The sequence below is a fragment of the Halobacillus trueperi genome, assembly GCF_003386945.1.
Lineage (GTDB): Bacteria > Bacillota > Bacilli > Bacillales > Halobacillaceae > Halobacillus > Halobacillus aidingensis.
In genome coordinates this window covers 33,716-57,936 of record NZ_QUAE01000007.1, presented here as the reverse complement: position 1 = coordinate 57,936, position 24,221 = coordinate 33,716, and the positions used below count along the sequence as shown (strand labels likewise).

Here is a 24,221-nt window from a genome sequence, read left to right as displayed (position 1 = left end):
TTGGATTCATACGGGTTGATGTATAATGGGAGAAAAATAACGGTGTCGAAAAAGGATGGAGGTGGAAGCAATGGAAGTGTTCGGTGAGTATAACGGATGGTTGGTGCTTTTATCGGTCGTCGTGTCCATCTTGTCTTCTTATACAGCCTTACAAATTGTGACCCGGATGGCCTCCGTTCATCGTACAAGATATAAATGGCTGACACTAGGGAGCCTTACTTTCGGTGGCGGCATCTGGTCGATGCATTTTATTGCCATGCTTGCTTATGACATGGGAATGCCTGTAGTATACGACGTTGCTTTAGTTGTACTAAGCATTTTAGCTGCTGTGGCATCCAGTTTCATCGCCTTTTTTATTATCAGTAAAGGATTGGATAAGAAGGTCTGGCGGTTTACGGGAGCGGTGCTCATTGCTTTGAGCATCGTATCCATGCATTACATCGGGATGGAAGCCATGATGATGAATGCCTTTATAGAATACAATCCATGGCTGGTGGCAGGGTCCGGTGGCATTGCGCTAGCTGTTTCCTTTGTAGGGTTACGCCTTTTTTCCTTGTACGCACAAAAAGGGAAGGTCGATGACACGAAAGGTCAGCTGAAAGTATGGGGAAGTTCTATATTTATGGGGATGGCTATCTCAGGCATGCATTACACAGGAATGGAGTCCGCTGCCTTTTATATGGATGGAAGCAGTCCCTCTCTGACCAGCGGTCCCGTAGTGGAGCCGACTATGCTTGGATGGATGATTGCGGGAGGCGCCCTTTTAACGATCGGCTTTTTGATTGTATTGATCAAGTTTGATACGGAAATGGAAACGACAAATACACGCCTGGATGTGGCCAACCAAATGTACCGCTCCATCCTGGAATCTGCTAATGATGCCGTCGTAACAGCCGATGAAAAAGGGATCGTGTTGGCCTGGAACAAATCAGCTGAGCGTACGTTCGGCTATATGGCAGATGAAATGATTGGTGAGCCTTTAACGAAAGTGATGCCCGAACAATATCGGAATGCACATCAACAAGGCATTGAAAGGTTTAATCGAACAAAGAATGCCCATGTAATCGGGAAAAGCGTAGAACTTGAAGGCTTACATAAAGATGGATCCACTTTTCCTGTGGAACTTTCCTTATCGACAGTGGAAGACGAAGGAAGGACCTATTTTACAGGCATCATCCGGGATATTACGGAACGGGTAAAAAATGAAGAACGTATTCGAGAACTGGTCTATAAAGATGACCTCACTCATTTACCTAACCGTCGGGCTCTTTATGAACATTTGTCAGGGTTTATTCAGGAGCACGAAAGCCTTGCTGTCATGTTCTTGGATTTTGACCGGTTCAAGCAGATCAATGATGTCTATGGACACCGGATGGGTGATTTATTGTTGAATGAAGGAGCTGAACGTGTCAAATCCCGATTGTCTGCAGGGGATTACCTGGCCAGACAGAGCGGGGATGAATTTATTATCGTTCTTCCTGATACAAGTGCGAAAGACGCAAGAAAGATCGCTGAGTCGATCATAGACGAAGTTGCTGCTTCTTTTACAATAGAAGGTAGGGATCTATACATCTCAGGTTCTATTGGTATCAGCCTCTACCCAAATGATGGCACCACACCCGATTTGCTGATCAAACGTGCCGACACGTCGATGTATCAAGCGAAACAGAATGGGGGAAGCCAGTACTGCTTCTATACAGAAGAAATGGATCAGCACATCACTCGGAAACTCCAACTGGAAAACGGGCTGAGAAAAGCCGTCGAACAGGAAGGCATTGATGTGTATTACCAGCCCCAGCTGGACGTTTTTTCCGGAAAAATTATTGGCTTTGAAGCCCTGGCTCGCTGGCACCACCCGGATCTTGGTTTTATAAGTCCTGATGAATTTATTCCCCTTGCCGAAGAGACGAAATTGATCGTCCCTCTCGGAGAAAAAATCTTGTTCGAAGCTTGTCGACAATTTCGTCAATGGATGGATGAAGGACATGACCTGGAAAGAATCAGTGTCAATTTATCAGCAATCCAGTTCATGGATCCAACCATCATTTCTACCGTCGAGAGTGTTCTTAGACAGACAGAGGTAGCACCTGAACATCTGGAGATCGAGCTTACTGAAAGTATTGTACAGGATTCCGTACAGGCACTCCCGGTGATGAACCGGATGAAAAAGATGGGGATTCAACTTGCATTGGACGATTTTGGGACAGGATTTTCATCACTCAGTTACTTGAAGGACTTTCCGTTGGATACATTGAAAGTGGACCGTTCCTTTATTCAGACCATTCATGAGAATGAAAAGGACAGAGCGGTTGTGGACACTGTGATTCAATTAGCGGACCGGCTCGGGTTAAGTGTCATTGCCGAAGGGGTGGAAACAGAAGCTCAGCTGGATTACCTCCGCAGCCGCGGATGTGCGGAATATCAAGGGTATTTCTTCAGTAAGCCGTTAAGCAAAACAGAAGCGAGTGCTCTTTTAACTCGATCGGTGGCTATGTAATAAGCACATAGCTTTGTTATTAAAGGATATGGCAGGTTTCTTGAAGACTTGATTTCGAGATGTTTCGGGTTTCGTTTGCCGTATTGAGTGGTGGGGGTGGCTGGGAAGCAACTCGCTTTCCTGTGGGGGAGCGCCGAGCTTCCTCGGACTACGTCCTGCGGGATCTCGCCTATCTCCTTCTCCCACGGGAGTCTCGCAGCTTCCCAACCACCCCATTCGATGCAGGAGGAAACGAACCCCTTCACTGTGAGAGGGTGCCTTCCACTATCCTGGTGTTTTAAGCATAAAGCTCACTATAACAACCTTTTCGCATACGTAATAGCGTCCTTGGGAGTTGATTCCCCTCCAATTACCATGTGCATAAAAGCAGCTTATTCCGGATGTGGTTTCTAGATACTTATATGGCAAAGGGGCGGAGGGGAATGGCGAGACTCCTGCGGGAAAAAAGTGCATGGTGAGACCCCACAGGACGCAGTCCGAGGAGGCTCACCGCGCTCCCGCGGAAAGCGAGCTATTCCCCGCAGCCCCCATCCACTCACCAAAAGTCTCGAAACTGAGTCATCAAGAATAGGGAGTATTTCTTTAACTCTTTGATTTTTGTGATAGAAAAAAAGACCCAGGATATGGGTCTTTTTTTATTACTTATTTTCAATGGGCTCATCAAATAAGTCCGTGAACTTGGCGACGTTCTCGTAACTGAATTCGAACGCCATGCGTACTTCACCAAATCCAGGTTGATAAAAATACCCTTGAACTTCATAACTGCCCGGGTTTTCTCTGACTTTTGTGAGATGGAAGTATCTTTGGATGAACTGGGCCATTTCCTCCAGTTTCTTATTCCGTACCTTGATCCATTGGTCTCTTAATTCTTCTGTTGGAAAGTCAGATTCTTTTAACATTTGCTCACTCCTCTAAGGAAATCAAAGCTATGAAACTGTTTGTTACCATTATACTATAAAAGCTCACAGTGATTTTCAACTACTATCCGAAAATTATGACACTCTCTCACTTAACCTTTAAAGCTTATGAACAAGAGAACTAGATTATTAGTCGTTTTTGAGTGAGTATCATTTTAATGGAAGATTTTTTTGAAAATACACTTTACCTTTACGTAACGTTACCCTTTACAGTGGGGTTTGAAAAGGGGGATTCCTTCATGAAGATTACGGAAGTAGCGAAGAAGTTAGAAACTACAACAAGAACCATTCGATTTTACGAAGAAAAAGGATTGATGGCACCGGAAAAAGCGAGCAATGGATACCGTATATACACAGTAGAAGATGTCAGGGATTTGCGTACCATTCTGGCTTTGAGAGAGGTCGGGTTATCTACGAAGGAAATTAAGAAGGCATTGGAACAGAATGATAATTTCACAGATTATTTACATACCCAGCGTTCATTGCTTTATGAAGAGATGCTGCAGATCAGAGATATGGTGGCAACGATAGACCGTATGATTGAGAAGAGTGAGAAGGTAGGTGTGGAGGAACTTATGATGAATATGGCACGTGATCTAAAAGGTTTAAAAGAGAAACGGACCAACTGGCGCGATCGCTGGAATTTTGATGATCAAGCGAAAGATTACGACGACAACATCAAAACAACGGGGTATCGCTTCAATGTTCATGAGCATTATAACGAGGCTCTTACGATGGCTCATGCATGGGTGAATGCATCATCTGGGGAGAGAGGGGTAGATATCGGGGCAGGTACAGGGAACTTGACCGGACTATTTTTGCGGCAGGGCCTTCCTATAATTGCTGTTGATCAGTCGAAAGAGATGTTGAAGGTATGTGCAGAGAAACACCCTAAAGCGGAAACACGCCTTGGTCATTTTCTTTCTCTTCCCTTAAACGATAAAGAGACGGATTTCGTCGTCTCGAGCTATGCGCTTCATCATTTAACAGATGAGGATAAGGATCTTGCTCTTGCAGAGATTGACCGGATCCTGGGTGACCACGGGCGAGTAGTCATTGCCGATTTAATGTTCAGAGATGAGTCAGACAGAAAAAGTGTCCTGGAGAGCTATCAAGGGTCAGGAAACGAAGAAGCGGTGGAGGCGATTGAAGATGAGTACTATGCTGATCGTTCACGCTTGATCAAATGGTGGGAAGATCACGGATATGATGTGGAAGCTCACCAGTTCAATCCGATTCTCCATCTGCTATATGCTCAAAAGATGGAAAGGAGGGCAACTAATGAATGACTATATTCAGACAATGCGCCAAATGATCGGCCATGAAACATTGCTGACAGTCGGTTGTGGGGCAATCATTGAGGATGACCATGGGCGCATCCTCCTGCAAAAACGTGCGGATCATGGCGTGTGGGGGATTCCGGGTGGGCTTCTTGAAATTGGAGAGACCTTCGACTCGGCCGTCAAAAGGGAAGTCAAGGAAGAAACCGGGCTGGACATGAAGTCGATGGATTTATACGGCATTTATTCAGGTGAAAGTGGTTTTGCTACTTATGAGAATGGAGACAGAGTGTTCAGTGTGCAGATCGTCTTTCGCAGCAGCTCCTATGAGGGGAAACTGACGACGAACCACGAGAGTAAGAGGCAGGCTTTCTTTCATGCTGAGGAGATCCATGAAAATCTTCTGAACCCTCATCAAGCCCCGTTTATTCGAGATTGGCTTAAAGGAGTAAGTATACCGGTGATTCGCTGATGAAAACCTTTTCTTACTTTCCACAAATTTTCCACATTTGTAAGAAAGACAAAATATTCCTTGAAGAAGCCTTGTCATGACAGTGTTCTGAACAACTTTTATATGAGAAGGGAGTTGTGACCACCGATATGGGTGTGTTTACAGACGGTCGTTCCGTGTTACAATGGCTAACACAACGATGAATAAAGGAGAAATGACATTGAATAAAAAGTGGTTATTAAGTTTACTATTTGTAGCGTTCGTTTCCTTACTAGCAGCCTGCGGTAACGATGAAGAAGGCGCTTCTGATAATAAGGAAAAAGAAAAAGAAGAGAAAACAGAACAAGCAGAATCAGGTGAACAACCGGAAGCACCTGAGCCGGACCTTGAAGGTGTACCGGAAGTTGTCGCTAGTGTAAATGGTACAGAAATTAAAAAAGAAGAGTTTGAAACGACTTATAAAGGTCAGTTCCAACAAGCAGCGATGCAGTCTCAAATGACAGGTCAAGAACTTGATCAGGATCAATTGAAGAAGCAAGTAGCCGAAAGCCTGGTTGGACAAGAGCTGTTGATGCAGGAAGCGGATAACCGTGAATTCACAGCTTCTGAGAAAGAGGTGAACCAGACCCTTGAGGAATTGGCGAAGCAACAGCAAGTCGGTTCTGCTGACGAATTTCTCGCAGCGCTTGAAGAACAGGGAATGAGTGAGAAAGAAGTACGCTCTCAAATTCAGACACAAGTTAAAATTGACAAGTTGATTGCTGAAGAATCTGGAGATGTGAAACCTTCAGAGGAAGAAATCAAAGAAGCTTATGACAAAATGAAAGAACAGCAAGAAAGCATGGATACGGAACAAGAAGTACCATCTTATGAAGAAGCAAAACCAACGATTGAACAGCAGTTGACTCGTCAAAAAGAAGGACAAGCCACACAAAAACTCGTTGATAAGCTTCGTGAAGATGCAGAAGTTACAGTTAACCTATAATGAACGAACAAAAACCAGACCTTTTGAAGGTCTGGTTTTTTTGTGCTTGATTGGAATATAATGTAAGACCTGGTCACCCATAAAATGGGTGACCAGGTCTTACATATTTTGGTTGAGCAAAGGGTGGAGTTTTCATATTTCTTCTAAGGGAAAAGAATGTAGTGTACAATAGGTGCTACTTACGTTTCGTGTGTATCTTTTTTACTTTTAAGAATGTATAACGTGAAAAAGGAGGGGGAAGGCCATCTTCTATCTCTCTCACTTAAAAATTGTGCCATCATTCAAGGAGGAATAGCCCTGTGATCATTGCGATCATCTTTCTGCTGTTTGTGTCGCTTTTCTTCTCAGGAAGTGAAACGGCTCTTACGGCAGCTAACAAAATGAAGCTCCAATCGAGAGCGAAGAGAGACGATAAAAAAGCAGGTAAATTATTAGATTTACTCTCACATCCCAGTGAGTTCATCACTACTATTTTAATTGGAAATAACATCGCTAATATTCTGCTGCCAACGCTTGTAACTACATTAGCGATTCAATATGGGTTCAGTGTAGGACTGGCTTCTGCCATACTGACGGTAATCATTATTATTTTCTCGGAGGTCATCCCGAAATCGGTGGCCGCTGCGTTCCCGGATCGCATCGCTTTGACTGTTTACCCAGTCATTCGTTTCTTTGTGATCATTTTCAAACCCATTACTATTGTCCTGAACCGATTAACTGGATTTATAACCAATGCTTTATCAAAAGGACAGGCTAATGAATCTTCCATTTCAAAAGAAGAACTTCGCACGATGGTGGACATCGCGGATTCTGAGGGGACGTTCAATGAAGCGGAATCCCACCGAATCAAAGGTGTGCTTGATTTTTATAATTTGAACGTGAAAGATGTGCTGAAAACACCGCGTGTCGATATGATTGCTATTGATCAGGAAGCTGCCTTCGAGGAAGTCCGTGACATGGTCGTGCAACACCCCTTCACCCGTTACCCCGTCTATGGGGAAGATATTGATGATATCATCGGTGTTTTTCACTCCAAGTATTTGATTTCATGGGCGATGGAACCGGAAAAGCCGTTTATGGACTATACGTACAAAGATCCGCTGGTTGTCTATGAGTTCCATAAGATTGAATGGGTGTTTAGGAAAATGACAAAAGAGAAGAAGCACATGGCGATTGTTTTGGATGAGTATGGGGGAACCGAGGGCGTTCTTACCCATGAAGATGTCATTGAAGCAATGATCGGTTTGGAAATCGAAGATGAAATGGATATCGAGAGTGATTCGATCATTGAAAAGATTTCAGAAACAGAATTGATTTGTGATGGCAAAATCACTTTACGTCGCTTGAATTCCATCTTTGATACAGAAATTCCGGAAGAGGAAGATGTTCTTGCGGGTTATCTAATTAAGGAATTCAATGATTTTCCTGACGAAGGGGATGTATTGGAACAAGACAACCTTACATTCAAAGTGTTGGAAATTGAAGGGCGTATGGTGCGAAAAGTGCAGATTATTAAATGATTTTGAGGTTGTAAAATAGCAAAGACCCGGCCACTATCAAAGGGGACCGGGTCTTTTTTGATATTTATTCTTTTATTAGTACATCAAGTTCATGGTCTTTCACTTCGGCCTGTGGTAGCAGGATTTTTTCAAAATCGAAGGCATTCAATTCAACATTGTCCCTCACTTTGTTCGGTAAATCAGGATTGGCAAGTGCACCAGTCCCGATGGAGACAAGGTCGGCTTGTCCTGAATCGAGAAGACTTTCGGCACGCTCCTGTTCCTGCAACTGGCCGTTGGCGATGACTGTGATTCCGCCATACGTCTTAGCTGCGCCGGCAAGTGTCTTGGAGCCTTCACCGAAGGAAGGAGCTGTCGCATCGCCATCTGTGACGTGGATGTAATCGAGTCCAGTCTTTCCTAGTGCACCGAAGATCTGCTCGGCTTCTTTTTCACCACCGGCCCATTTGTGTGTTTGGTCGGCGACTTTACCTTGAGAGATGCGAATCCCGATAATAAAGTCTTCTCCTACTTCTGCGAGTATTTCATCTACGACTTCCAACACAAAACGCAGGCGGTTCTCAACGGATCCCCCGTACTCATCTTCACGCTTGTTTAAATAATCGGTTAAAAACTGATCCAGTAGATAGCCGTTGGCGCCGTGTATTTCCACTCCATCAAAACCAGCTTCCTTCGCACGGCGGGCAGCCGCAACAAAATCCTTTTTCACCTCTAAAAAGTCCTGGTCATCCATCGCACGTGGCGTCTGGAATGCACCTGACCCTCCATAAAATCCCAGTTGTTCCCCTTTTGGAGGAATGGCAGATGGGGCAATGGTTTCATCGGTGTATGCATTGCCCTGGCTTTGTCCACCGGCATGCATGAGCTGCGCGATGATGATGCTTCCTTCTTCGTGAACAGCATTCACGACCGGTTTCCATGCATCTGCCTGGATATCCGTCGCGATCCCGGGTTGATTGTTGTAACCCTGACTGAAGGTCGTATCTGGATAGATGCCTTCCGTAATGATGGCAGCGAATCCACCTTTGGCAAAACGCTGATAATATTTTTTCATGCGGTCATTCGCACGGCCATCCGCTTCGGCACTGATCCGGGTCATGGGTGCTACGACATAACGGTTGTTTAGATGTTTGCTATCTAAATGATAAGAGTCAAATAACATGAGAGAATCCACCTTTCCTGATGTAGTCATCCTTAAGCGTACTCTCAAACTATCTCAGTTTCAAAGTAAGTGCTCATCGATGACACATTTAGGCTACCCATCCTTAATAATTTCTATAAACTTCCATAATGATACACTCCGGAATAATAAATGAAATTGGAGGAGGATAATGAGTCACTATATTTACGGAGGTTATTTAGAAAGAAATTTTTTGCCCTCGAGTGTAAGAGATGAACCCATAGTTGGGGGATTAAAAAAATGGATCATCTCTTCAAAGAGATGATCCATTTTTTATGCAAATTGCTTTAAAGCCCGATACATTTCTTCACCTTCGTCATTGAGTACGTGACCATTACCATGACAACGTCCACATTCCGTGCTGTAACTCGTTTCTTCAACCGCCATTTTCCAAGCAGTCTTTTCACTCGCATGATTCACGCGGCTGTAGTGATCCATGATCATGTTCGCCTTACTGTCATCATATTCTTTATAAGTTCCGGTTCCGTGGCAAAGGGGGCAGACGTTGTAAAGATGACTCACCGTTTTTGTATTCAAAAGAACACTTCCTTCTGATTTGATATAGTTAAATTATGATTGATTTTATGGAATATTCAGACTAATTGCAATGGGTTTTGGACAAATAAAAAAGAAAAAAAGTCCTTCGTTCACAATTTTGTGAAATTTGCCTACTAATTTAAAGATATAACCCAATCTATCAGGGGCTGAATTTCTGGACGATATGAAGCGAAAGGTCATCCGATTTAAGGATGACCTTTCGCGCCAAAGAGGGTACGAGTCGCGCCAAAGAGGGTACGAGTCGCGCCAAAGAGGGTACGAGTCGCGCCAAAGAGGGTACGAGTCGCGCCAAAGAGGGTACGAGTCGCGCCAAAGAGGAGTCGAACCGCGCAAAAAGCAAAATAATAGCACAAAAAAAGCCACCGGGAAGTCCCGGTGGCAACTGCCTATAAATCTATTATTTACCGATGAACATTTGTGTCCAGTAGTTCCCGTCTTCTGCATGACCTACACCAATGTGAGTGAAGTCAGGGTTCATGATGTTTTCACGGTGACCTTGACTGTTCATCCAGCCTTGGACAACTTCTTCTGGAGTTGTTTGACCCATGGCAATGTTCTCGCCAGCTGTACGGTAGTCAATGCCATATGACTTCATCATGTCAAATGGAGAACCGTAGTTCGGGCTGTTGTGAGAGAAGTAGTTGTTTTGCTGCATATCAATAGACTTGTCTTTAGCGACGGCACTTAGCTCAGTGTCCAGCTTCAGTGGAGCTAGTCCTTGTTTTTCACGTTCCTGGTTTGTCAATTCAACGACTTGCTTTTCAAAAGCAGACACTTCAGATGTTGCTTCTTCTTGTGTGTTTTCTTCTTTTTGCACTTCTTCTTCAGCAGGCTGCTCTGGTGCTGGAGCTTGTTCAGCTTCAGGTTGTGGAGCAGGTGCTTCTTGTTTAGGCTCTTCCTTTACAGGAGTTTCTGCTTTTGGCTGTTCTTGTTTCGGTTGCTCTGCTGGTGCTTGTTGATATTTTTGTGCGAACTGATCAAAGAAAGATTGGAAATCTACTTGTTGAAGGTTATTATTCTTCAACGCATCTTCATTTTTACTGATCCAGTCATTCAATTGACCGGAATCTATTTGAATGGTCTTCGTTTCTACTTGTACGTCTTGCTTCACTTCACCTGTAGATGCAAGGGAAGTAGCTGGTGATGCTAGTAAGGATAGAGCAAGCGCTCCTGATACAATCAATGATTTTTTCATCATGTTGAAAATTCCTCCTTGAAACTTTTGTTTTTTTGGAACGACTCTATCGTACCACTGAACTTTTGTAACATAGGAGGTTGATATTTCCATAAGATTATAGAAGGGGATTGATAGATTTAAAGGTGAAGCATGCTTCCTTTAATCTCAAGGATTTTTAAAAATTATTGTACGAGGCCTTTTTGGAATAAAAATCCTTTATGTAGATATTTTACTAGTTTACCTGGGTTGACAGACTTTTAAGAAAGGTCTGTTTTTTACGAGTGTGACAGCTGTTTTACAAAGATTAGAGTGATATTAATAGCATACTTACGTTTTTTTTACAGCTCCGACCTTATGGCCCATCTTCCTTCCTGACAGGCTTCAGTCTCTCAGCGAACAACTGAAGAAGCTTTTTCTACATAGAGACTTATTTTAAACACGGACGTCCGGTGTGGTATAGTGGAGAAAAGAGGGAGGCGGATGTTGATGAACCCAACAACCATTCATGTAAAGCAACAAAAGGACAATTTAGTGCTCGTTCCATCCCGTGTTGTCTTTTATGAGCAAATGCAACTCGTTGAAACTTTCGATGATCAATCCGAATGTCATATGCTTTTCTTTTATAAGCAAAAATATCTAACTGCCGTCAGGACGACACGGCTTAAGATCCATTCCTATGTGGCTCGTGCATTCAAGGAAGGAACGGTTTATGAATCCCAGCATCCATTTTTACAAGCTTTAATTGAATCGAATGCCCCTCTTCAGAAAATCAGCTATCCTCAGCTGAAAAAGAAAATCGCACGTCCGTATTCCAGGCAGGAACAAGCGAAAATCCTCACCTTTTTTGAATCATTCATTCCTAAAAAACAACTATTCCAAGATATGAAATCACTCTTTTATCAATACCGTCGTGAAGGGAATATGTCCGGAGCCTATCGTGTGATCCGGGTGATGCGTGACTTTGCACCAAATAACCGATTCGTGAAGGAGATGGCCAATGACCTCTCTTATCGCAAGCTTGCCAATCTATACTTAGCACAATCGCACACCCTCATGGAACGCGACCCATTATTTAAGGAAGCGTGTACGTCATTTGATGACCACCAACGTCTTTTGGAAAAAGAAGATCGTTGGATTGAAGCGTCCTCTTGTCAGTTATCACATTTTTACAACCAACCGACCCCAGAAAGCTACCAATCGTATCGAGCCTCTCTCTCCAGGCACTTCGATTGCGATAGCCGAACCTACATACTTGAGCAAATGTCTCAAGCTATTCCATCCTTCCAACCAGTAACTGAAGACCTTTTCCAACACTATGTAGCAAATGAAAATGTAATGGGAGTGGCACGTCTCTACACAGAACGGGAGCTCCAGCTGAATGAAGAACAATTAAACCAGGTGGAGGTCTTACTTGAAAGAAATCGGTTCGACGAGACTCCTGACAACCTTCTCCCATTCATGAAACGACTTACAGCTCAGCATCCAGAACAAACCCGAGCGCTTTTGGATGCATTTATTATCAGATTGCTTGAAACGATGGAGCTGGAACAAGTCAATGATTCTCTCATGTCGTTTACCAAGAAGAGCTCGCTCATGAGGAAAGTGGAGCGAATGAATGAAATTCGTGAAGACCTTGATTGTATGCAGGAGCTCGGTGAACTGTACTATGGATTCCAACAGCTTGAGAAATCCATCGAATGCTTCCAAATGGAAATGGAGCTGAAACCGAGTACACCCGAGCCGCTAAGGTGGCTTTCGAAAGTGTATGCGGATAAACAAATGATGGATGAATCGAAGGCTTATCAACAATTGTGTGTCGATGTACAAAAGTGGGCCTAAAGTGATTGACGACTGGTTGTAAATCCTATATAAAAGACGAGTTGAAGCAAATGATGCGTGAACAGGACCGTAAGAACAAAACAGGTTGAATGGAAAAAAGACAGGAGCTCAAAATTGAGCTCCTGTCTTTCTTTAACTTTATGGCTTCAAGATGACTTTAATATTTCCATCTTCTTTTTTATCGAAAATATCGTACCCTTTCGCAGCATCTTCCAAAGGCATGCTGTGGGTGATAATGTCTGTCGGGTCGAACTCTTTATTTTCAATCATATCGTAAAGTTTCGGCATGAGGTGAATGACAGGGGCCTGCCCCATTTTCAGGGATACGTTGCGGGAGAAGAAGTCTCCAATAGGGAAGCCGTTTGCTTCTGTCCCATACACACCAGTCAATTGAACCGTACCGAATTTGCGAACAGCCTGGGAAGCCGTCTTGATTGGACTGATGGTTCCGAACTGATTGTCGAAATCGGAACCGAATTCTTCTTCTTGTGGTACTGTCCCGTCCATACCTACACAATCGATGACGACATCAGCGCCGCCTTTTGTTTCCTCATGCAGGAGTGCACCGATATTTTTTTCTTTCTTAAAGTTGAAAGTTTCCACATTGTTTGTGCGCTTGCCGTGTTCTAGACGGTGATCGATCTGATCAACGCCAATCACTCGTTCGGCACCTTTCAGCTTCGCGAACTTCTGCGCCATCAATCCGATGGGCCCGCTTCCGAGAATAACCACGGTATCGCCCTTTTTGACGCCACTATGCTCCACACTCCAATACGCGGTCGGAATGACGTCAGATAAAAACATGACACTTTCGTCATCCAATTCACTTTGTTCCGGTACTTTGAAGGAAGTGAAGTCTGCATAAGGAACCCTTAAGTATTCGGCTTGTCCACCAGGATAATTTCCGAACATTTCCGTGAAACCGAAAAGGCCGCCGGGTTCCCCATGGGGGTTGAATTCATCACATTGGCTTTCCATCTGGTTCTTACAAAAGAAGCACTCGCCACAGCCGACGTTAAATGGAATGACGACACGGTCGCCTTTTTTAAGATTCTTCACATCTGGACCGACTTCCTCAACGATGCCCATTGGCTCGTGGCCGACCACATAATCTTCATGAGGCTCGATTCCACCTTTATACAAATGGAGATCAGAACCACAAATCCCTGAAGCCGTTATGCGAACAATCATATCGCTATTTTCCTGTATTTTTGGTGTTTCCACTTCTTTTACAGTCATTTGCTCTTTTCCTTGATAGGTAACGCCTTTCATAGTGATCCTCCTTTTGATGTTGTATGGGACTTTTTCCTTTTATTGGTTTTTTGAAACATATAATAAAATAGATGAACCAAAAAAGGACGGCTGTCCAAACCATGGACAGCCGTCCTTTTTTTATATTCATCTACATCTGAAAATCAATTCTTTCAATATACTGACATATTGCTACATAGTTAATAAGAGAGCGTTTATGTGTTTAGTTGAAAAATAGAAGGGCGATGGATATTGGAATGAAGCTCCAAAACAGGATGATCACACAGAATCCCATAATGTCTTTAACCTTCAAGCCGGCAATAGCGAGAAGCGGCAGGGCCCAAAAAGGCTGGATCATGTTCGTCCATGCATCGCCCCAAGCTACAGCCATTGCCGTTTTGGCGGTGCTTACACCGAGATCCATAGCAGCTGGGATCATAATCGGAGCTTGTACAGCCCATTGTCCGCCACCAGAAGGGACGAAAAAGTTGACGATGCCGGCACTGATGAAAGCTAGTACGGGGAACGTGAATTCTGTTGAAATGCTGACAAACCAGTTCGACATCTGTTCAGATAAACCGGAAGCAACCATCATGCCCATGATTCCTGCATAGAAAGGGAATTGAATGATGATTCCGCCGGCATTTTTCACTCCATCATTTACGCTGTTCAAAAACCTTCTTGGTGTCTGGTGAAAAAGGATGCCGAGGAATAAGAAGATAAAGTTCACAATATTAATATTGAGGTCAAACCCGTTCCTAATAAAGTGATAGACGATGAACGCCAGTCCAAGCGCTCCAATTAAGTAAGAGATGATCTTGCTGTTTTCCATCCGTTCGGCCGGGGTCAGGTCGGCTGTTGTTGCGGCCATTTGCTGCTCGGCCTTATCTTCGTTTTCTAAGAAGTCGAGATTGTTTTTACTTAGGTCACCACTGGATTTTAACAACCATAAGTTAAGCAGAGGAAGAGAGAGAAGTAAAGTTACGATGATGAAAATATTCATTCCGCTGAACAATGTGTCCGTTATAGCGATGGAACCGATCGAATCGGCTAAAAAATGATCTTCTGTCGCAATGGTCAATGGAATGGATCCTGAAAACCCTCCGTGCCAAAGAATGAATCCACTGTATGCACTAGCCATCAATAAACGATAATCCACATTCGGCACACGTCTCGCTACGTGGACGGCTAGGAGTGCCCCAGCTACAAGTCCAAAGCCATAGTTGATCACACAAGCGACGCCAGCTACGAAAGTAACTAATAAAATGGCCTGTCCCGGAGTTTTCGCAAGCGTACTTATTTTTGATAAAGCGGCTTTAACTAAAGGAGTATTGGCAAGTATGTATCCTGTGACAACGATGAGTGACATTTGCATGGCGAATGCGAGAAGGTTCCAAAAGCCATCTCCCCAAAATTGCACCATCTGCCCTGGTGAGCTGCCTGTGAAAAAAATTCCTAATCCAAAAACGACGAGTGTGAGAATGATGGCGAACAAAAACGCATCTGGCAAGAAACGCTGCACCATCCGGTCGAAAAAGTTTGTGATTCCTCGAAGCATCCTAAACAACCTCCTAATATGTAATCGCTTACAACATTCATATTAAGTGTCTATGAGTGAGAAGAAAATATCAAGACCCAAGTGTAATTTTTTCCTTGTCAAAAGTTAGAAATAGTCATATACTACATTACAACACTAATGCACTCATTTAGAGAGAAGGCGATACATTGATTCTCGATACCGACGGCATGAAACCTATATATATTCAAATTGCGGAATGGCTGGAAAGTGAAATCCTGCATGGGAACTTCCAGGCAGATGAAAAAGTATATTCGCAATATAAACTGGCCGACCTATATAACATCAACCCGGCAACAGCCGCCAAAGGTCTGACAAAGCTTGCGGAAGAAGGGATCCTTTATGACAAACGAGGACTCGGGAAGTTTGTCTCGACCCACGCAAAACAGATCATTATCGATAAGCGCAAAAATCAGACACTGAAAAACTTAGTTGAGGACCTAGTCACAGAAGCCGGAAGACTTGAACTTTCAGAAGAAGACCTTATAAAGCTAGTCAGGGATGCTTGGAAAGGGGAACAAGGATGAAGGCGATCAAATGTAAGGATTTGAATAAACGTTTTTATAGGAAAAACGCATTGAACGATCTTTCTTTTTCTGTCGAAGAAAATAAGATTGTTGGAGTGATCGGCAGGAATGGTGCAGGGAAAACGACACTGCTGAAGATCATCGCAGGGTTATTGAAGGAAAAGTCAGGAATTATTGAAGTTTATGGGAGAAGACCGTTCAATAATTTGTTTGTGTCTGCGAATGCGATTTATATCGACGATGCCATGAACTTCCCGACGGCGCTCACTTTGAAAGAGATTCTTGAAGAAGGGAAGCGATTTTACCACCATTGGGATCATGATTTAGCTCTGCGATTGTTCGATTATTTCGGGTTCAATCCGAGTCAGCATCATAACGAACTATCAAAAGGAAAGGAAAGTACGTTCAACATGATTGTCGGCCTTGCTTCAAGATCGCCGCTGACGATTTTTGATGAACCAACGACAGGAATGGATGCAGCAGTCCGAAAAGACTTTTATCGTGCGTTGCTGAAGGATTACTTGGCACATCCTAGAACGATCCTATTATCGACGCATCATTTAGAAGAAATGGAAGATTTGCTTGAAGAGGTTCTTGTCATTCACGAAGGTTCCTTGAAACTGCAAATGTCCATGGATGACTTGAAGGAATATGGAGTGGGTCTCACAGGGAAAAAGGACGTTGTCGAACCATTTTTAAAGGAAAAAGAGATTCTGTGGAAAAAAGAGCAGGCGTTTGATACTTGCTATGCGGTAATAAAAAACGACCTTACGGATCATGAATATCAGCGCATGAAAGAAGCAGGGGTTCAAGTTTCACCTGTCAAAGCGAATGATCTATGTATCTATCTGACTGAATCTCGAAATGAAAAGGGGAGTGTGGATGATGTCTTTGATCGAAGTGCAGACGTCTGAAATCGTCAAAAAGCAAATCGGCTATAAATGGAGGGCTTATACAGGCGTATTCACTTCTCTTGTTGTCATCCAGCTCCTCGGGCTCTTGTTTTCATTGAATGGTTCCGGTTCGATGGGCAGTGGGAGAACAGGCTACGATGTGAACATCACCTATTACACCGCAGACATCGTTGTTGGTTTCACAATTTTTTGGGGCTTTTTGACGGCTTTTCTTTTAACGACGAAAGCGTATCGAGAAGATGATTTCGCATTTGTTACGAACAGGAAGACGAGTACACTCTCAACGATTGTTTTTTTGTTCATGATTTGTGTGATCGGTGCATTGACCGCTTTGCTGTCCGGTTTTGCTTTGAAACTGATTGCCTATTTTATATTGCCTGGAGAAGAAATGCTTCTTACCCAGGGAGTAGGTAATGTGAGTGCATGGCTGCTTGGGATGTTTGCGACCATTATCATCGTTTTTATGTTCAGCAGCTTAGGTTATTTGGCTGGTATGATCGTTCAGTTGAATAAAATGCTCGTCATTGTAATGCCGGTAGTCGTGGTAGGTTTGATGATTTTATTATCGCGAGTCGGATTTCAAATTCAGGTGTATTTCTTTGAATTCTTTTTTGAAGAAAACAATGCGTGGCTGTTCACTCTTAAGACGCTTTCCGCCACCACAATTTTCTATGCATTGTCTGTCCTCGTTTCCAATCGTTTGGAGGTGAAGCAATGATTGTGGTAGCTTTCATGCCGATTCTAATATTGCTTGCGGTCATCATTGCTTTGAGCCTTCTCATAAAAAAAAGTTCCCGGTTCGGTTTTGGGCGAGGGAAGGCAGGACTCTGGATGCTCATCAGTTACTCTGTCCTGTTAGTCGTCTCAACGGTTATTTTTCTTGCGATTCCACTTGGGAGTATAGAACTGAAAGGACAGGAGAAGAAAGAAGAACAAAAGTCTCAGCGATTCTATGAAGCAGTTCAAGAGGGGAAGTTAGATGAAATAGAAGAATGGCGCATCCATGAATGGTCGTTTCCTTTTGATGAAGAACAATTGATTCTTCAAGTATTAGAAAATGACGTGAACGGGATCAACATTTTTGTAGAGCGTACGGATGACCTAACAGAGACCGTGGAGGGTTTCTACTATCAGACACCGCTGATGATCAATGGGTATGAAGTGGAAGAAAAGTACATGCCCGCAGTGAGTATGGATATGACGACACTTTCTATTTATCCAGGGGAGAAATTGAACCTGAAATACAAAATGTTTGGTTCTGAGTTTCCATTCCGATTGTTTCATAAAGAGAATGGATCGATGTGGGGAGATACAACGGTTTCGCATTGGAACGGAACCGCTCTTTATATTCGTGTTCCAGAAGGACTGGATGTAGTTGGTGATCAGAATGCTTATACAGAAGTAGACCCATCATAAAAGGACCAGCTTCTCTTCGTGAGAGGCTGATCCTTTTTCCGTATATGAAATATAAGATAGCTTTATTTGGAGGTTAGGCCTATCTATTTTGAAAGGCGCCGATTCCTGACAGGACTCTGGCGCTAATTAATTTGGAGTTAACGACGCTTACCGCAGCAGCCGCCTGATTTCTTATATGCCGCCGTTCGTCTACCGTTCTTTGTGTCAATCACGATCGGAGCATCCTTGTCTCTTGTTACTCTTGGGAGAACACTTCTTCTTTCGGATTTCCTTCTCACCATCCATCTCTCCTTTCACTGATACTATATTCATTTTGATTCAAAAGGAGAGGGCTTTTCGTCCTCTACAACATGGACAGGAATGGAATTTGACTGCTGATTTATTATACGATAGCCTTTCACATCCGGTGCAGAGTTTTTGAAAGATACGATGACCATATACACTTGTGCATCTGTGTGTTGGAGGATGTCGTAGCTTGAAGGTTTTGCCGATGTTGTTGGATGAGAATGATAGATGGCCAGAATGTCATCCTTTTGTTCCGCTGCTTTCTGAATGGCGGCTTCGACATATCTTTCACTTACAAAAAAGCGTTTGTCTGACCGAGCTTCATTAGGTAAAGGCCAGAGGTGACGGACATGCTCCCCCACCCCTGACAGCAGTCCACAACCTTCAAAAGGAAGACTATCACGGCATTGGTCGATCATTTGTTGGTGAATGGACGCAGGTACCAGGAGACGAGTTTCTTTCATCCCCGCTGGAAAAGGGAAAAGAAGGCGTTCACTGGCTGCCGCTTCTCCGTTTTTTCATCTTCACTGTTTTCTTCTATAGAAGCTTTATAATCATTTTCCTCATGAATATTCTCTTCTGTCGTTTTTGGTTCTGTTTTGGTCTCCTCCACTTGGGGAGCTTCATTCTTTTCATTCTTTGCAACACTTTCCTCGGAAAAGTCCTGCTGTTCTTTTGTTGGTTGTTCAGTTATCTTGTTTTCTGGAGTTTCATTCTTTATAGGATATTTTTCTTTGCTTTCCTCCTGAGGAGCAGGTGTATTCATCAATTGATTGTTTTCCACAGGTACCGCCTGTTGAGTGCTGGCGTCGGGATCATCATTTCTTTGGATATTAGGGTCTTTTGGTTTTGGTGGGTTTGATGCTGGTTTTTTCTTCTTTTGAGTGTTCATCTTATTCGGTTTGACGGTCTTATTTTTTTTGCTTGAGGAAAGCGGCTTGTGTCCTCTAGGCAGACCGGATGGAGATTTAGGGGATTGGCTGCGAGTTGGGGAGGGGTGGTTTCTAGGTCCTTGGAATTTACCCTGGTCATTCGGATCATACACTTGCGTTCCCGGTCGTACCATATTTCTCAGTTGACTGAACCCTTTTGGTGTTTGATCGACAGGAGCCGCTGGTGCTGCCTTTGGCTGCTGTATCGCTTTTTTCAGCTCAGCAATATCTTCGCGCAATCCTTTAAGATCATTATTCTCCATCAGCTCTTCCTGCTTCATTAAAAGAAGATCGAATTTTCCATTCAAGGAAAGCATTTCGCTGCTCAGTTCATTTATGCTTTCATGAAGGTAGCCGAACTGTTCGGAAAAATAATCATACGCTTCGGCTTCTTCATCCTCCATGTATTCTTCTTCATACTCGTTTTCGTTCAAAGGTATCACTTCCTCTTTCTTTTCTTGATGGTTGTGCTGGAAAAGAAGCTCCTGGTACGCCTGGTGTTCTGCTTTCAACGATTCAATGGTAGCTTTATACAAATCGATCTTCGCTTTGATGACCTGCAAATCTTCCGGATCGAACATTTTTTTATCCATTTCGCATTCACCCTTTTCCCGTTCATTAATATACTATTTGAGAATTACCAAATCGTGACAACAGCACAATTTCCAGTAATGCTTCAAATTTCCGCTATTACCCCATACCTCGTCTTAGACAAAACATATGCTACAAATGAAGGAAATATAATTATTTGGAGGTGTTTGCAAATATGCAAGCAAAAAATTTAAATGGTGGGCAGGAGCTCATCTGTATGAATGTCGATAAGGTTTATGATTGGATTGTGAACGATAGAAGTTTTGATTTTTCTCCAGCCACTTTGGCTATTAGTTTTCCAACATTACCTGCAGGTTTAAGTTTTGATGATGCTGTAGTCACTTGTGTAGTTACACCCACAGAGGATGACGAGACTGATCCAGTTGATATTCTCGATAGGGACGATCGAACATTTATTATTAATGGAACACAGGTTATTCTCCAACAAGTTAATATACGAAAGAATTTCACTGTCAATATAGTTGTTACGATTGGAGGCACTTCATATGTAAGTGAGGATCTTACTTTTTCTCGCTGTGAGCAAGTTACTTTATGCGCACCAGATGGAACGGATATAGAGGTCACTTACACTGATTTAGACTGCTTTGTTTGTCAAGCCGGCTTGCCTGCAACTGTTTCCGTAGCTGGAACTATTACTTTTACCAGCCTTTCTGTATCAGTGTCTACTTGCCAGAGCATTCAATCCACATACCCAGTAACAGTCGAGTTCTTAGCAGAGTTCTGTGAGCCACGTGATGTTCTCCCTACACCTTGTCCAGCTCCTGTTCGTCCAGATCAATGTCCAGTTGTCTTCCCAAATTTTAATGGTGCATAAAGAAGAGAGGTCACTCTCTTCTTTATTTTTTCCATATGATATGGAATAAGTCACCATTTATTAAACTGAAACATAACATAGATTTGATAAATTCATAGCATGATAAAAGCACATTTCCTTTAAATTACTCTCACATCCGCTTTTAACCATACCTCGTCTAATACCAGGCATATGCTAAAAATGAAAGAAATATTTTATTTGGAGGTGTTTGCAGAGATGCAAGCAAAAAAATTGAATGGTGGGCAAGAATTAATATGTATTAACGTGGATAAAGTTTATGATTGGGTTTTGGAAGAACGGTCGTTCGAGTTTACTCTTGATCCAGAAACAGGAATTCCTTTTCTACCAGGTTTAGCTGCTTATGACTTTGATGGGGCGACCGTTTCGTGTGAAGTAGAGCCTGACCCAACGAACCCTATCGATGTTTTGGAGAGAGATGATCGTTCTTATGTTATCGATGGCGAACCAGTTATACTTCAACAATTAAATATTAGAAAAAATTTTATTATTACACTTCAAATAACGTTAGCTGATGGGACAGTGTTAACAAGTACTCCTCCAGCAGCAGGAGCAAATCCACTTGCAATTGCAAGATGCGAACAAGTAGTTTTATGTGCCCCAGAAGGTACAGATGTTGAAGTTACGTACACAGATTTAGATTGCTTTGTATGTTCTACAGGTGAGATTTCATTAGATGAGGTGTTGGGGATTAACTTTTCTGATCTCCGTATAAACATTATTTCATGTCAAAGCATCCAATCAACATTCCCAGTAACAGTAGAATTCCTTGCAGAGTTCTGTGAGCCACGCGATGTTCTTCCTACACCGTGCCCAGCCCCTGTCCGTCCAGACCAGTGCCCGGTTGTTTTCCCGGCGTTCGGTAATGGCAACAATGGTGATAATGGCTAACAGCCAATCATAAGATAAAGAGAGGATCTTCCTCTCTTTATTTTTGTTTTCGGAAAGGGTGGAAACGATGAGCGACAGCAGGGAACTGACATCAAAGATTCATGCTTACCACCAGCAGACCCAGGAACATTTGAATCAAATGAAAGAGCTGATCCAAAACGCTGCACCTTCCTCACCACTCATCAGCTATTTTACATACAGCCTCAGCATTACCCACGGACCAAGTGATGAAAACTTATGCTTGGGATCTTTCCATATTCAAAATTTAGCTTCTCGTCCAATTACGAATCCTTATCTCTGTATCAAGCTTTCTGAGGGGGGGCCATTTTCTTTTTCCGGCCGTTTTGTCTACGACGAAAGCAAGATGCCGCGTCGTGCGCAAGGGGGATGGAAGCGGCTGAACGAAAAAGAAAATAAGGAAGAGTATTGGCTGCAGCCGTTAGAACAATCCACGATTCCACCAGGTCAAACGCTCACTTTTCCCAATTTCCAAATCAGATGGACCGCGGAAGAATCCTATGCGGGAAGCATTTCGGGATTTGTGTATTGGGAGGAAAACAAGGATGGCGTGGCTTCCTTGAATTCCATCAACCTCAACGGGGCGTTGCCGAAGGAGGTGGAGAACAATGACGGATCAGAACAATCATGAGTTATTAATGAAGCAATTGATGAAGCAGCTGTTGGAAAACCAACTGCAAGAAGTTCAACAAAACGATAAGGGAAACAGTAGTTTTGTATTTTTGGAGAACCATACATTGAATTTACTTCTCCTCAGTTATTTGACAAGGAATAATGGAAGTTCATCTGTACCTGCTACACATGCATCCCCTCCAGAAGATTTCAGTGCTGCCATTCAAGAAGTCGAAAGGATGTCTGAAAAGGCAAATGAGGCGTTTGAAGAAGTGCTTACGATGTTGAAAGAGCGATTTTAACTTTGAATAGGGGGCTTTTATTATGAAAAAGGATCCGATTCAGCTTCAACAGCGGTTGATTTATTATAGAGCTGAACTGGACAAATATAAAAAGAAAGTCCAGGACTATCAAGATAATTACCATTACTCGCAACTGGAGCAGCTGAAAGTGGAGAATGCTGAGCTGAAAGAAGAACTGGAACGGTGGAGTGACCAGGAAGCGGCTGTTAAAGGGGAGCTCAGTAAGCGAATCCAGGGGTTCGAGGAGCAGGTGAACCGCTTTGAAGAACGGGAGGAAAGTTTGAAAAAAGAAGTGCAGGATTGGCAGAAACAGTGTGAGGAACTGAAAGACCAGAAAAGAGATTTGCTCTACAAAGTCCAGGATCTTGAAGGTGGTCTTGGTGAGACGAGGAGACGTTTGTCACAGTCGCAGAAAGATATGAATCTCCTCCATGTCAGCTATGTTCAGCTTCAGAAAGAATACCAGGAAGGGAAGCGGGAAAAAACAGCGGCAGATAAAGAGATTGGTTCATTGAGGAAGTCTTTGTCGGAAACGCAAAACGAAATGGAAGAAAAGTTGGAGGGAGCCAATCAAACCATTGCTAAGTTACAGGCCATCCACGAGTCCCTGCGTTCAGAGTTGAATGATCAAAAGGCAGCCACTTCCCGGAAGGAGCAGGAGTGTAAGGAACAAGCCAATGAAATGAAGAACTTCCAAAATGAAATCTCGGACCTTACTAAGCAAAAAAATCAATGGAAAGATCAGTGTGAAAAACAGGAAGAAAGTTTTAAAAAGCAGGCTGAACATTATGAAGAGGAGATGGCAAAGCTCCAGTCAGAGTGTGAGAGTTTAACCGATGAAAAGAAACAGCTGGCGGAACTTTTGGATACGAAACAGGTTTCTTGGAACAAGCAGTCGGAAGAATATCGCTCACAATTAAGTGTTGTGAAGACGGAAAAGGAGACTTTGCGTTCGGAGTTGAATGAACAGAAATCAACCACTTCCCGAAAAGAGCAGGAATGTACGAAACAAGCAAATGAAATAAAGCATCTACAAAAGGAAAATGCGGAACTTATCAAACATAAAAATCAATGGAAAGATCAGTGTGAAAAACAGGTGGAAAGTTATGAAAAGCAGGCCAAACACTATGAGGAGGAAATTACAAAACTCCAGTCAGACTGTGAGAGTTCGATCAGTGAAAAGAAACAGCTTGCGGAGCATTTTGAGAATAAACAGTCTGCATGGAAGAAGCAGTCGGAAGAATATCATTCCCAGTTAAATCTTTTGCAGAAGGAAATGGAACGTTTAAAAGAAGAGAATCAGAAATGGAAAGATCAATATGAACACCAGAAGCTGGCGCTGGAAAAAGAAAAGGCAGAAGAAACAGCGCTTTTATCTGATATGGAAAAGCAGATGCAGTTTTTGCTAGGCGGCTCTTTTGGAGAAAGGCAGCCGATGAATGGGAAGGTGGCGATCGTCAAAGCGTTGGAGCAGAAGCTGGAGGAGCTCACCAGTGATATTCATGAACTTGAAGATAGCATGGATGAAATAGAGTAAGAGTGCCACATGGTGGTGCTCTTTTTTTATTAACGCCATGGGCCCATAAACTTCTCTGGCATGAGAAACCAGCCATCCTCTATGTATCAGAAACCGCCCTGTAGACTGTGAT

At 43.1% G+C, this 24,221-nt stretch carries 23 protein-coding genes; 15 read left to right on the top strand and 8 right to left on the bottom strand.

What is annotated here, in order from left to right:
• Positions 1-70: 70 nt before the first annotated feature.
• Complete coding sequence (locus tag DYE48_RS10640; protein WP_167449487.1) at positions 71-2,497, top strand: EAL domain-containing protein; 2,427 nt, start codon at positions 71-73, stop codon at positions 2,495-2,497.
• Between the two features lie 638 nt (positions 2,498-3,135).
• Here DYE48_RS10640 and DYE48_RS10635 read toward each other — a convergent pair.
• Entirely contained in the window at positions 3,136-3,396 is a 261-nt protein-coding gene (locus DYE48_RS10635) for a hypothetical protein (protein WP_089651434.1), read from the bottom strand.
• A 257-nt stretch (positions 3,397-3,653) separates the two neighbouring features.
• Between DYE48_RS10635 and DYE48_RS10630 the strand changes: the two genes are divergently transcribed.
• The 4 genes from DYE48_RS10630 to DYE48_RS10615 all read left to right on the top strand — a co-directional run bounded on the left by DYE48_RS10630 (position 3,654) and on the right by DYE48_RS10615 (position 7,650).
• On the top strand, positions 3,654-4,703 hold the full coding sequence (locus tag DYE48_RS10630) for a MerR family transcriptional regulator (RefSeq protein ID WP_167449486.1): 1,050 nt from the start codon (positions 3,654-3,656) through the stop codon (positions 4,701-4,703).
• Positions 4,696-5,166 carry an NUDIX hydrolase gene (locus tag DYE48_RS10625; RefSeq protein WP_115823604.1) on the top strand — a complete coding sequence of 157 codons (471 nt, stop codon included), beginning with the start codon at positions 4,696-4,698 and terminating at the stop codon, positions 5,164-5,166. The genes DYE48_RS10630 and DYE48_RS10625 overlap by 8 nt, the downstream gene beginning before the upstream one ends.
• Before the next feature lie 193 nt (positions 5,167-5,359).
• On the top strand, positions 5,360-6,130 hold the full coding sequence (locus DYE48_RS10620; protein ID WP_115823712.1) for a SurA N-terminal domain-containing protein: 771 nt from the start codon (positions 5,360-5,362) through the stop codon (positions 6,128-6,130).
• A 299-nt stretch (positions 6,131-6,429) separates the two neighbouring features.
• Entirely contained in the window at positions 6,430-7,650 is a 1,221-nt protein-coding gene (locus DYE48_RS10615; RefSeq protein WP_115823603.1) for a hemolysin family protein, read from the top strand.
• Between the two features lie 64 nt (positions 7,651-7,714).
• On the opposite strand, the gene DYE48_RS10610 is transcribed toward DYE48_RS10615, so the two are convergent.
• From DYE48_RS10610 to DYE48_RS10600, 3 genes are all read right to left on the bottom strand, one after another.
• Complete coding sequence (locus DYE48_RS10610; RefSeq protein WP_115823602.1) at positions 7,715-8,812, bottom strand: oxidoreductase; 1,098 nt, start codon at positions 8,810-8,812, stop codon at positions 7,715-7,717.
• 291 nt (positions 8,813-9,103) lie between these two features.
• Positions 9,104-9,367, bottom strand: a complete 264-nt coding sequence (locus DYE48_RS10605) for a hypothetical protein (RefSeq protein WP_089651428.1) — start codon at positions 9,365-9,367, stop codon at positions 9,104-9,106.
• A 418-nt stretch (positions 9,368-9,785) separates the two neighbouring features.
• Positions 9,786-10,586 carry a CAP domain-containing protein gene (locus tag DYE48_RS10600; protein ID WP_115823601.1) on the bottom strand — a complete coding sequence of 267 codons (801 nt, stop codon included), beginning with the start codon at positions 10,584-10,586 and terminating at the stop codon, positions 9,786-9,788.
• A gap of 465 nt (positions 10,587-11,051) precedes the next feature.
• Here DYE48_RS10600 and DYE48_RS10595 point away from each other — a divergent pair, with 465 nt between their 5' ends.
• Entirely contained in the window at positions 11,052-12,404 is a 1,353-nt protein-coding gene (locus DYE48_RS10595; protein ID WP_147299277.1) for a hypothetical protein, read from the top strand.
• Between the two features lie 138 nt (positions 12,405-12,542).
• Here DYE48_RS10595 and DYE48_RS10590 read toward each other — a convergent pair whose 3' ends face one another.
• On the bottom strand, positions 12,543-13,676 hold the full coding sequence (locus DYE48_RS10590; protein WP_115823599.1) for an alcohol dehydrogenase catalytic domain-containing protein: 1,134 nt from the start codon (positions 13,674-13,676) through the stop codon (positions 12,543-12,545).
• Positions 13,677-13,878: 202 nt separating this feature from the next.
• Positions 13,879-15,213, bottom strand: coding sequence for a short-chain fatty acid transporter (locus DYE48_RS10585; RefSeq protein WP_115823598.1), 1,335 nt, complete (start codon positions 15,211-15,213; stop codon positions 13,879-13,881).
• A gap of 167 nt (positions 15,214-15,380) precedes the next feature.
• Between DYE48_RS10585 and DYE48_RS10580 the strand changes: the two genes are divergently transcribed.
• From DYE48_RS10580 to DYE48_RS10565, 4 genes are read left to right on the top strand one after another with little or no spacing between them, the layout of a single operon-like run.
• Positions 15,381-15,758: a GntR family transcriptional regulator gene (locus DYE48_RS10580; protein ID WP_115823597.1), complete on the top strand. Its 378-nt coding sequence runs from the start codon at positions 15,381-15,383 to the stop codon at positions 15,756-15,758.
• Positions 15,755-16,672: an ATP-binding cassette domain-containing protein gene (locus DYE48_RS10575; protein WP_115823596.1), complete on the top strand. Its 918-nt coding sequence runs from the start codon at positions 15,755-15,757 to the stop codon at positions 16,670-16,672. Before DYE48_RS10580 ends, DYE48_RS10575 begins: the two co-directional genes overlap by 4 nt.
• Positions 16,641-17,390, top strand: coding sequence for a hypothetical protein (locus DYE48_RS10570; protein WP_147299276.1), 750 nt, complete (start codon positions 16,641-16,643; stop codon positions 17,388-17,390). The genes DYE48_RS10575 and DYE48_RS10570 overlap by 32 nt, the downstream gene beginning before the upstream one ends.
• Entirely contained in the window at positions 17,387-18,088 is a 702-nt protein-coding gene (locus DYE48_RS10565) for a hypothetical protein (protein WP_115823594.1), read from the top strand. The genes DYE48_RS10570 and DYE48_RS10565 overlap by 4 nt, the downstream gene beginning before the upstream one ends.
• A 308-nt stretch (positions 18,089-18,396) precedes the next feature.
• Here the strand turns inward: DYE48_RS10565 and DYE48_RS10560 are convergent, their stop codons facing one another.
• Together DYE48_RS10560 and DYE48_RS21010 are read right to left on the bottom strand one after the other, a co-directional pair.
• Positions 18,397-18,837: a M67 family metallopeptidase gene (locus DYE48_RS10560; RefSeq protein WP_115823593.1), complete on the bottom strand. Its 441-nt coding sequence runs from the start codon at positions 18,835-18,837 to the stop codon at positions 18,397-18,399.
• Entirely contained in the window at positions 18,834-19,898 is a 1,065-nt protein-coding gene (locus DYE48_RS21010) for a hypothetical protein (protein WP_147299275.1), read from the bottom strand. The genes DYE48_RS10560 and DYE48_RS21010 overlap by 4 nt, the downstream gene beginning before the upstream one ends.
• Before the next feature lie 173 nt (positions 19,899-20,071).
• Here DYE48_RS21010 and DYE48_RS10545 point away from each other — a divergent pair, with 173 nt between their 5' ends.
• The 5 genes from DYE48_RS10545 to DYE48_RS10525 all read left to right on the top strand — a co-directional run bounded on the left by DYE48_RS10545 (position 20,072) and on the right by DYE48_RS10525 (position 24,109).
• Entirely contained in the window at positions 20,072-20,731 is a 660-nt protein-coding gene (locus DYE48_RS10545; protein WP_115823590.1) for a BMQ_0737 family morphogenetic spore coat protein, read from the top strand.
• Positions 20,732-20,947: 216 nt separating this feature from the next.
• The gene (locus tag DYE48_RS10540; RefSeq protein WP_115823589.1) at positions 20,948-21,640 is read left to right on the top strand and encodes a BMQ_0737 family morphogenetic spore coat protein; all 693 of its coding nucleotides are present in this window, start codon (positions 20,948-20,950) and stop codon (positions 21,638-21,640) included.
• 67 nt (positions 21,641-21,707) lie between these two features.
• A complete protein-coding gene (locus tag DYE48_RS10535) occupies positions 21,708-22,289 on the top strand; it encodes a hypothetical protein (protein ID WP_115823588.1) in 582 nt (193 codons plus the stop codon).
• Positions 22,267-22,572 (top strand): hypothetical protein, encoded by a 306-nt coding sequence (locus DYE48_RS10530; protein WP_115823587.1) that lies wholly within the window; start codon positions 22,267-22,269, stop codon positions 22,570-22,572. The genes DYE48_RS10535 and DYE48_RS10530 overlap by 23 nt, the downstream gene beginning before the upstream one ends.
• Before the next feature lie 22 nt (positions 22,573-22,594).
• Positions 22,595-24,109: a coiled-coil domain-containing protein gene (locus DYE48_RS10525; protein ID WP_115823586.1), complete on the top strand. Its 1,515-nt coding sequence runs from the start codon at positions 22,595-22,597 to the stop codon at positions 24,107-24,109.
• Positions 24,110-24,221 lie beyond the last annotated feature (112 nt).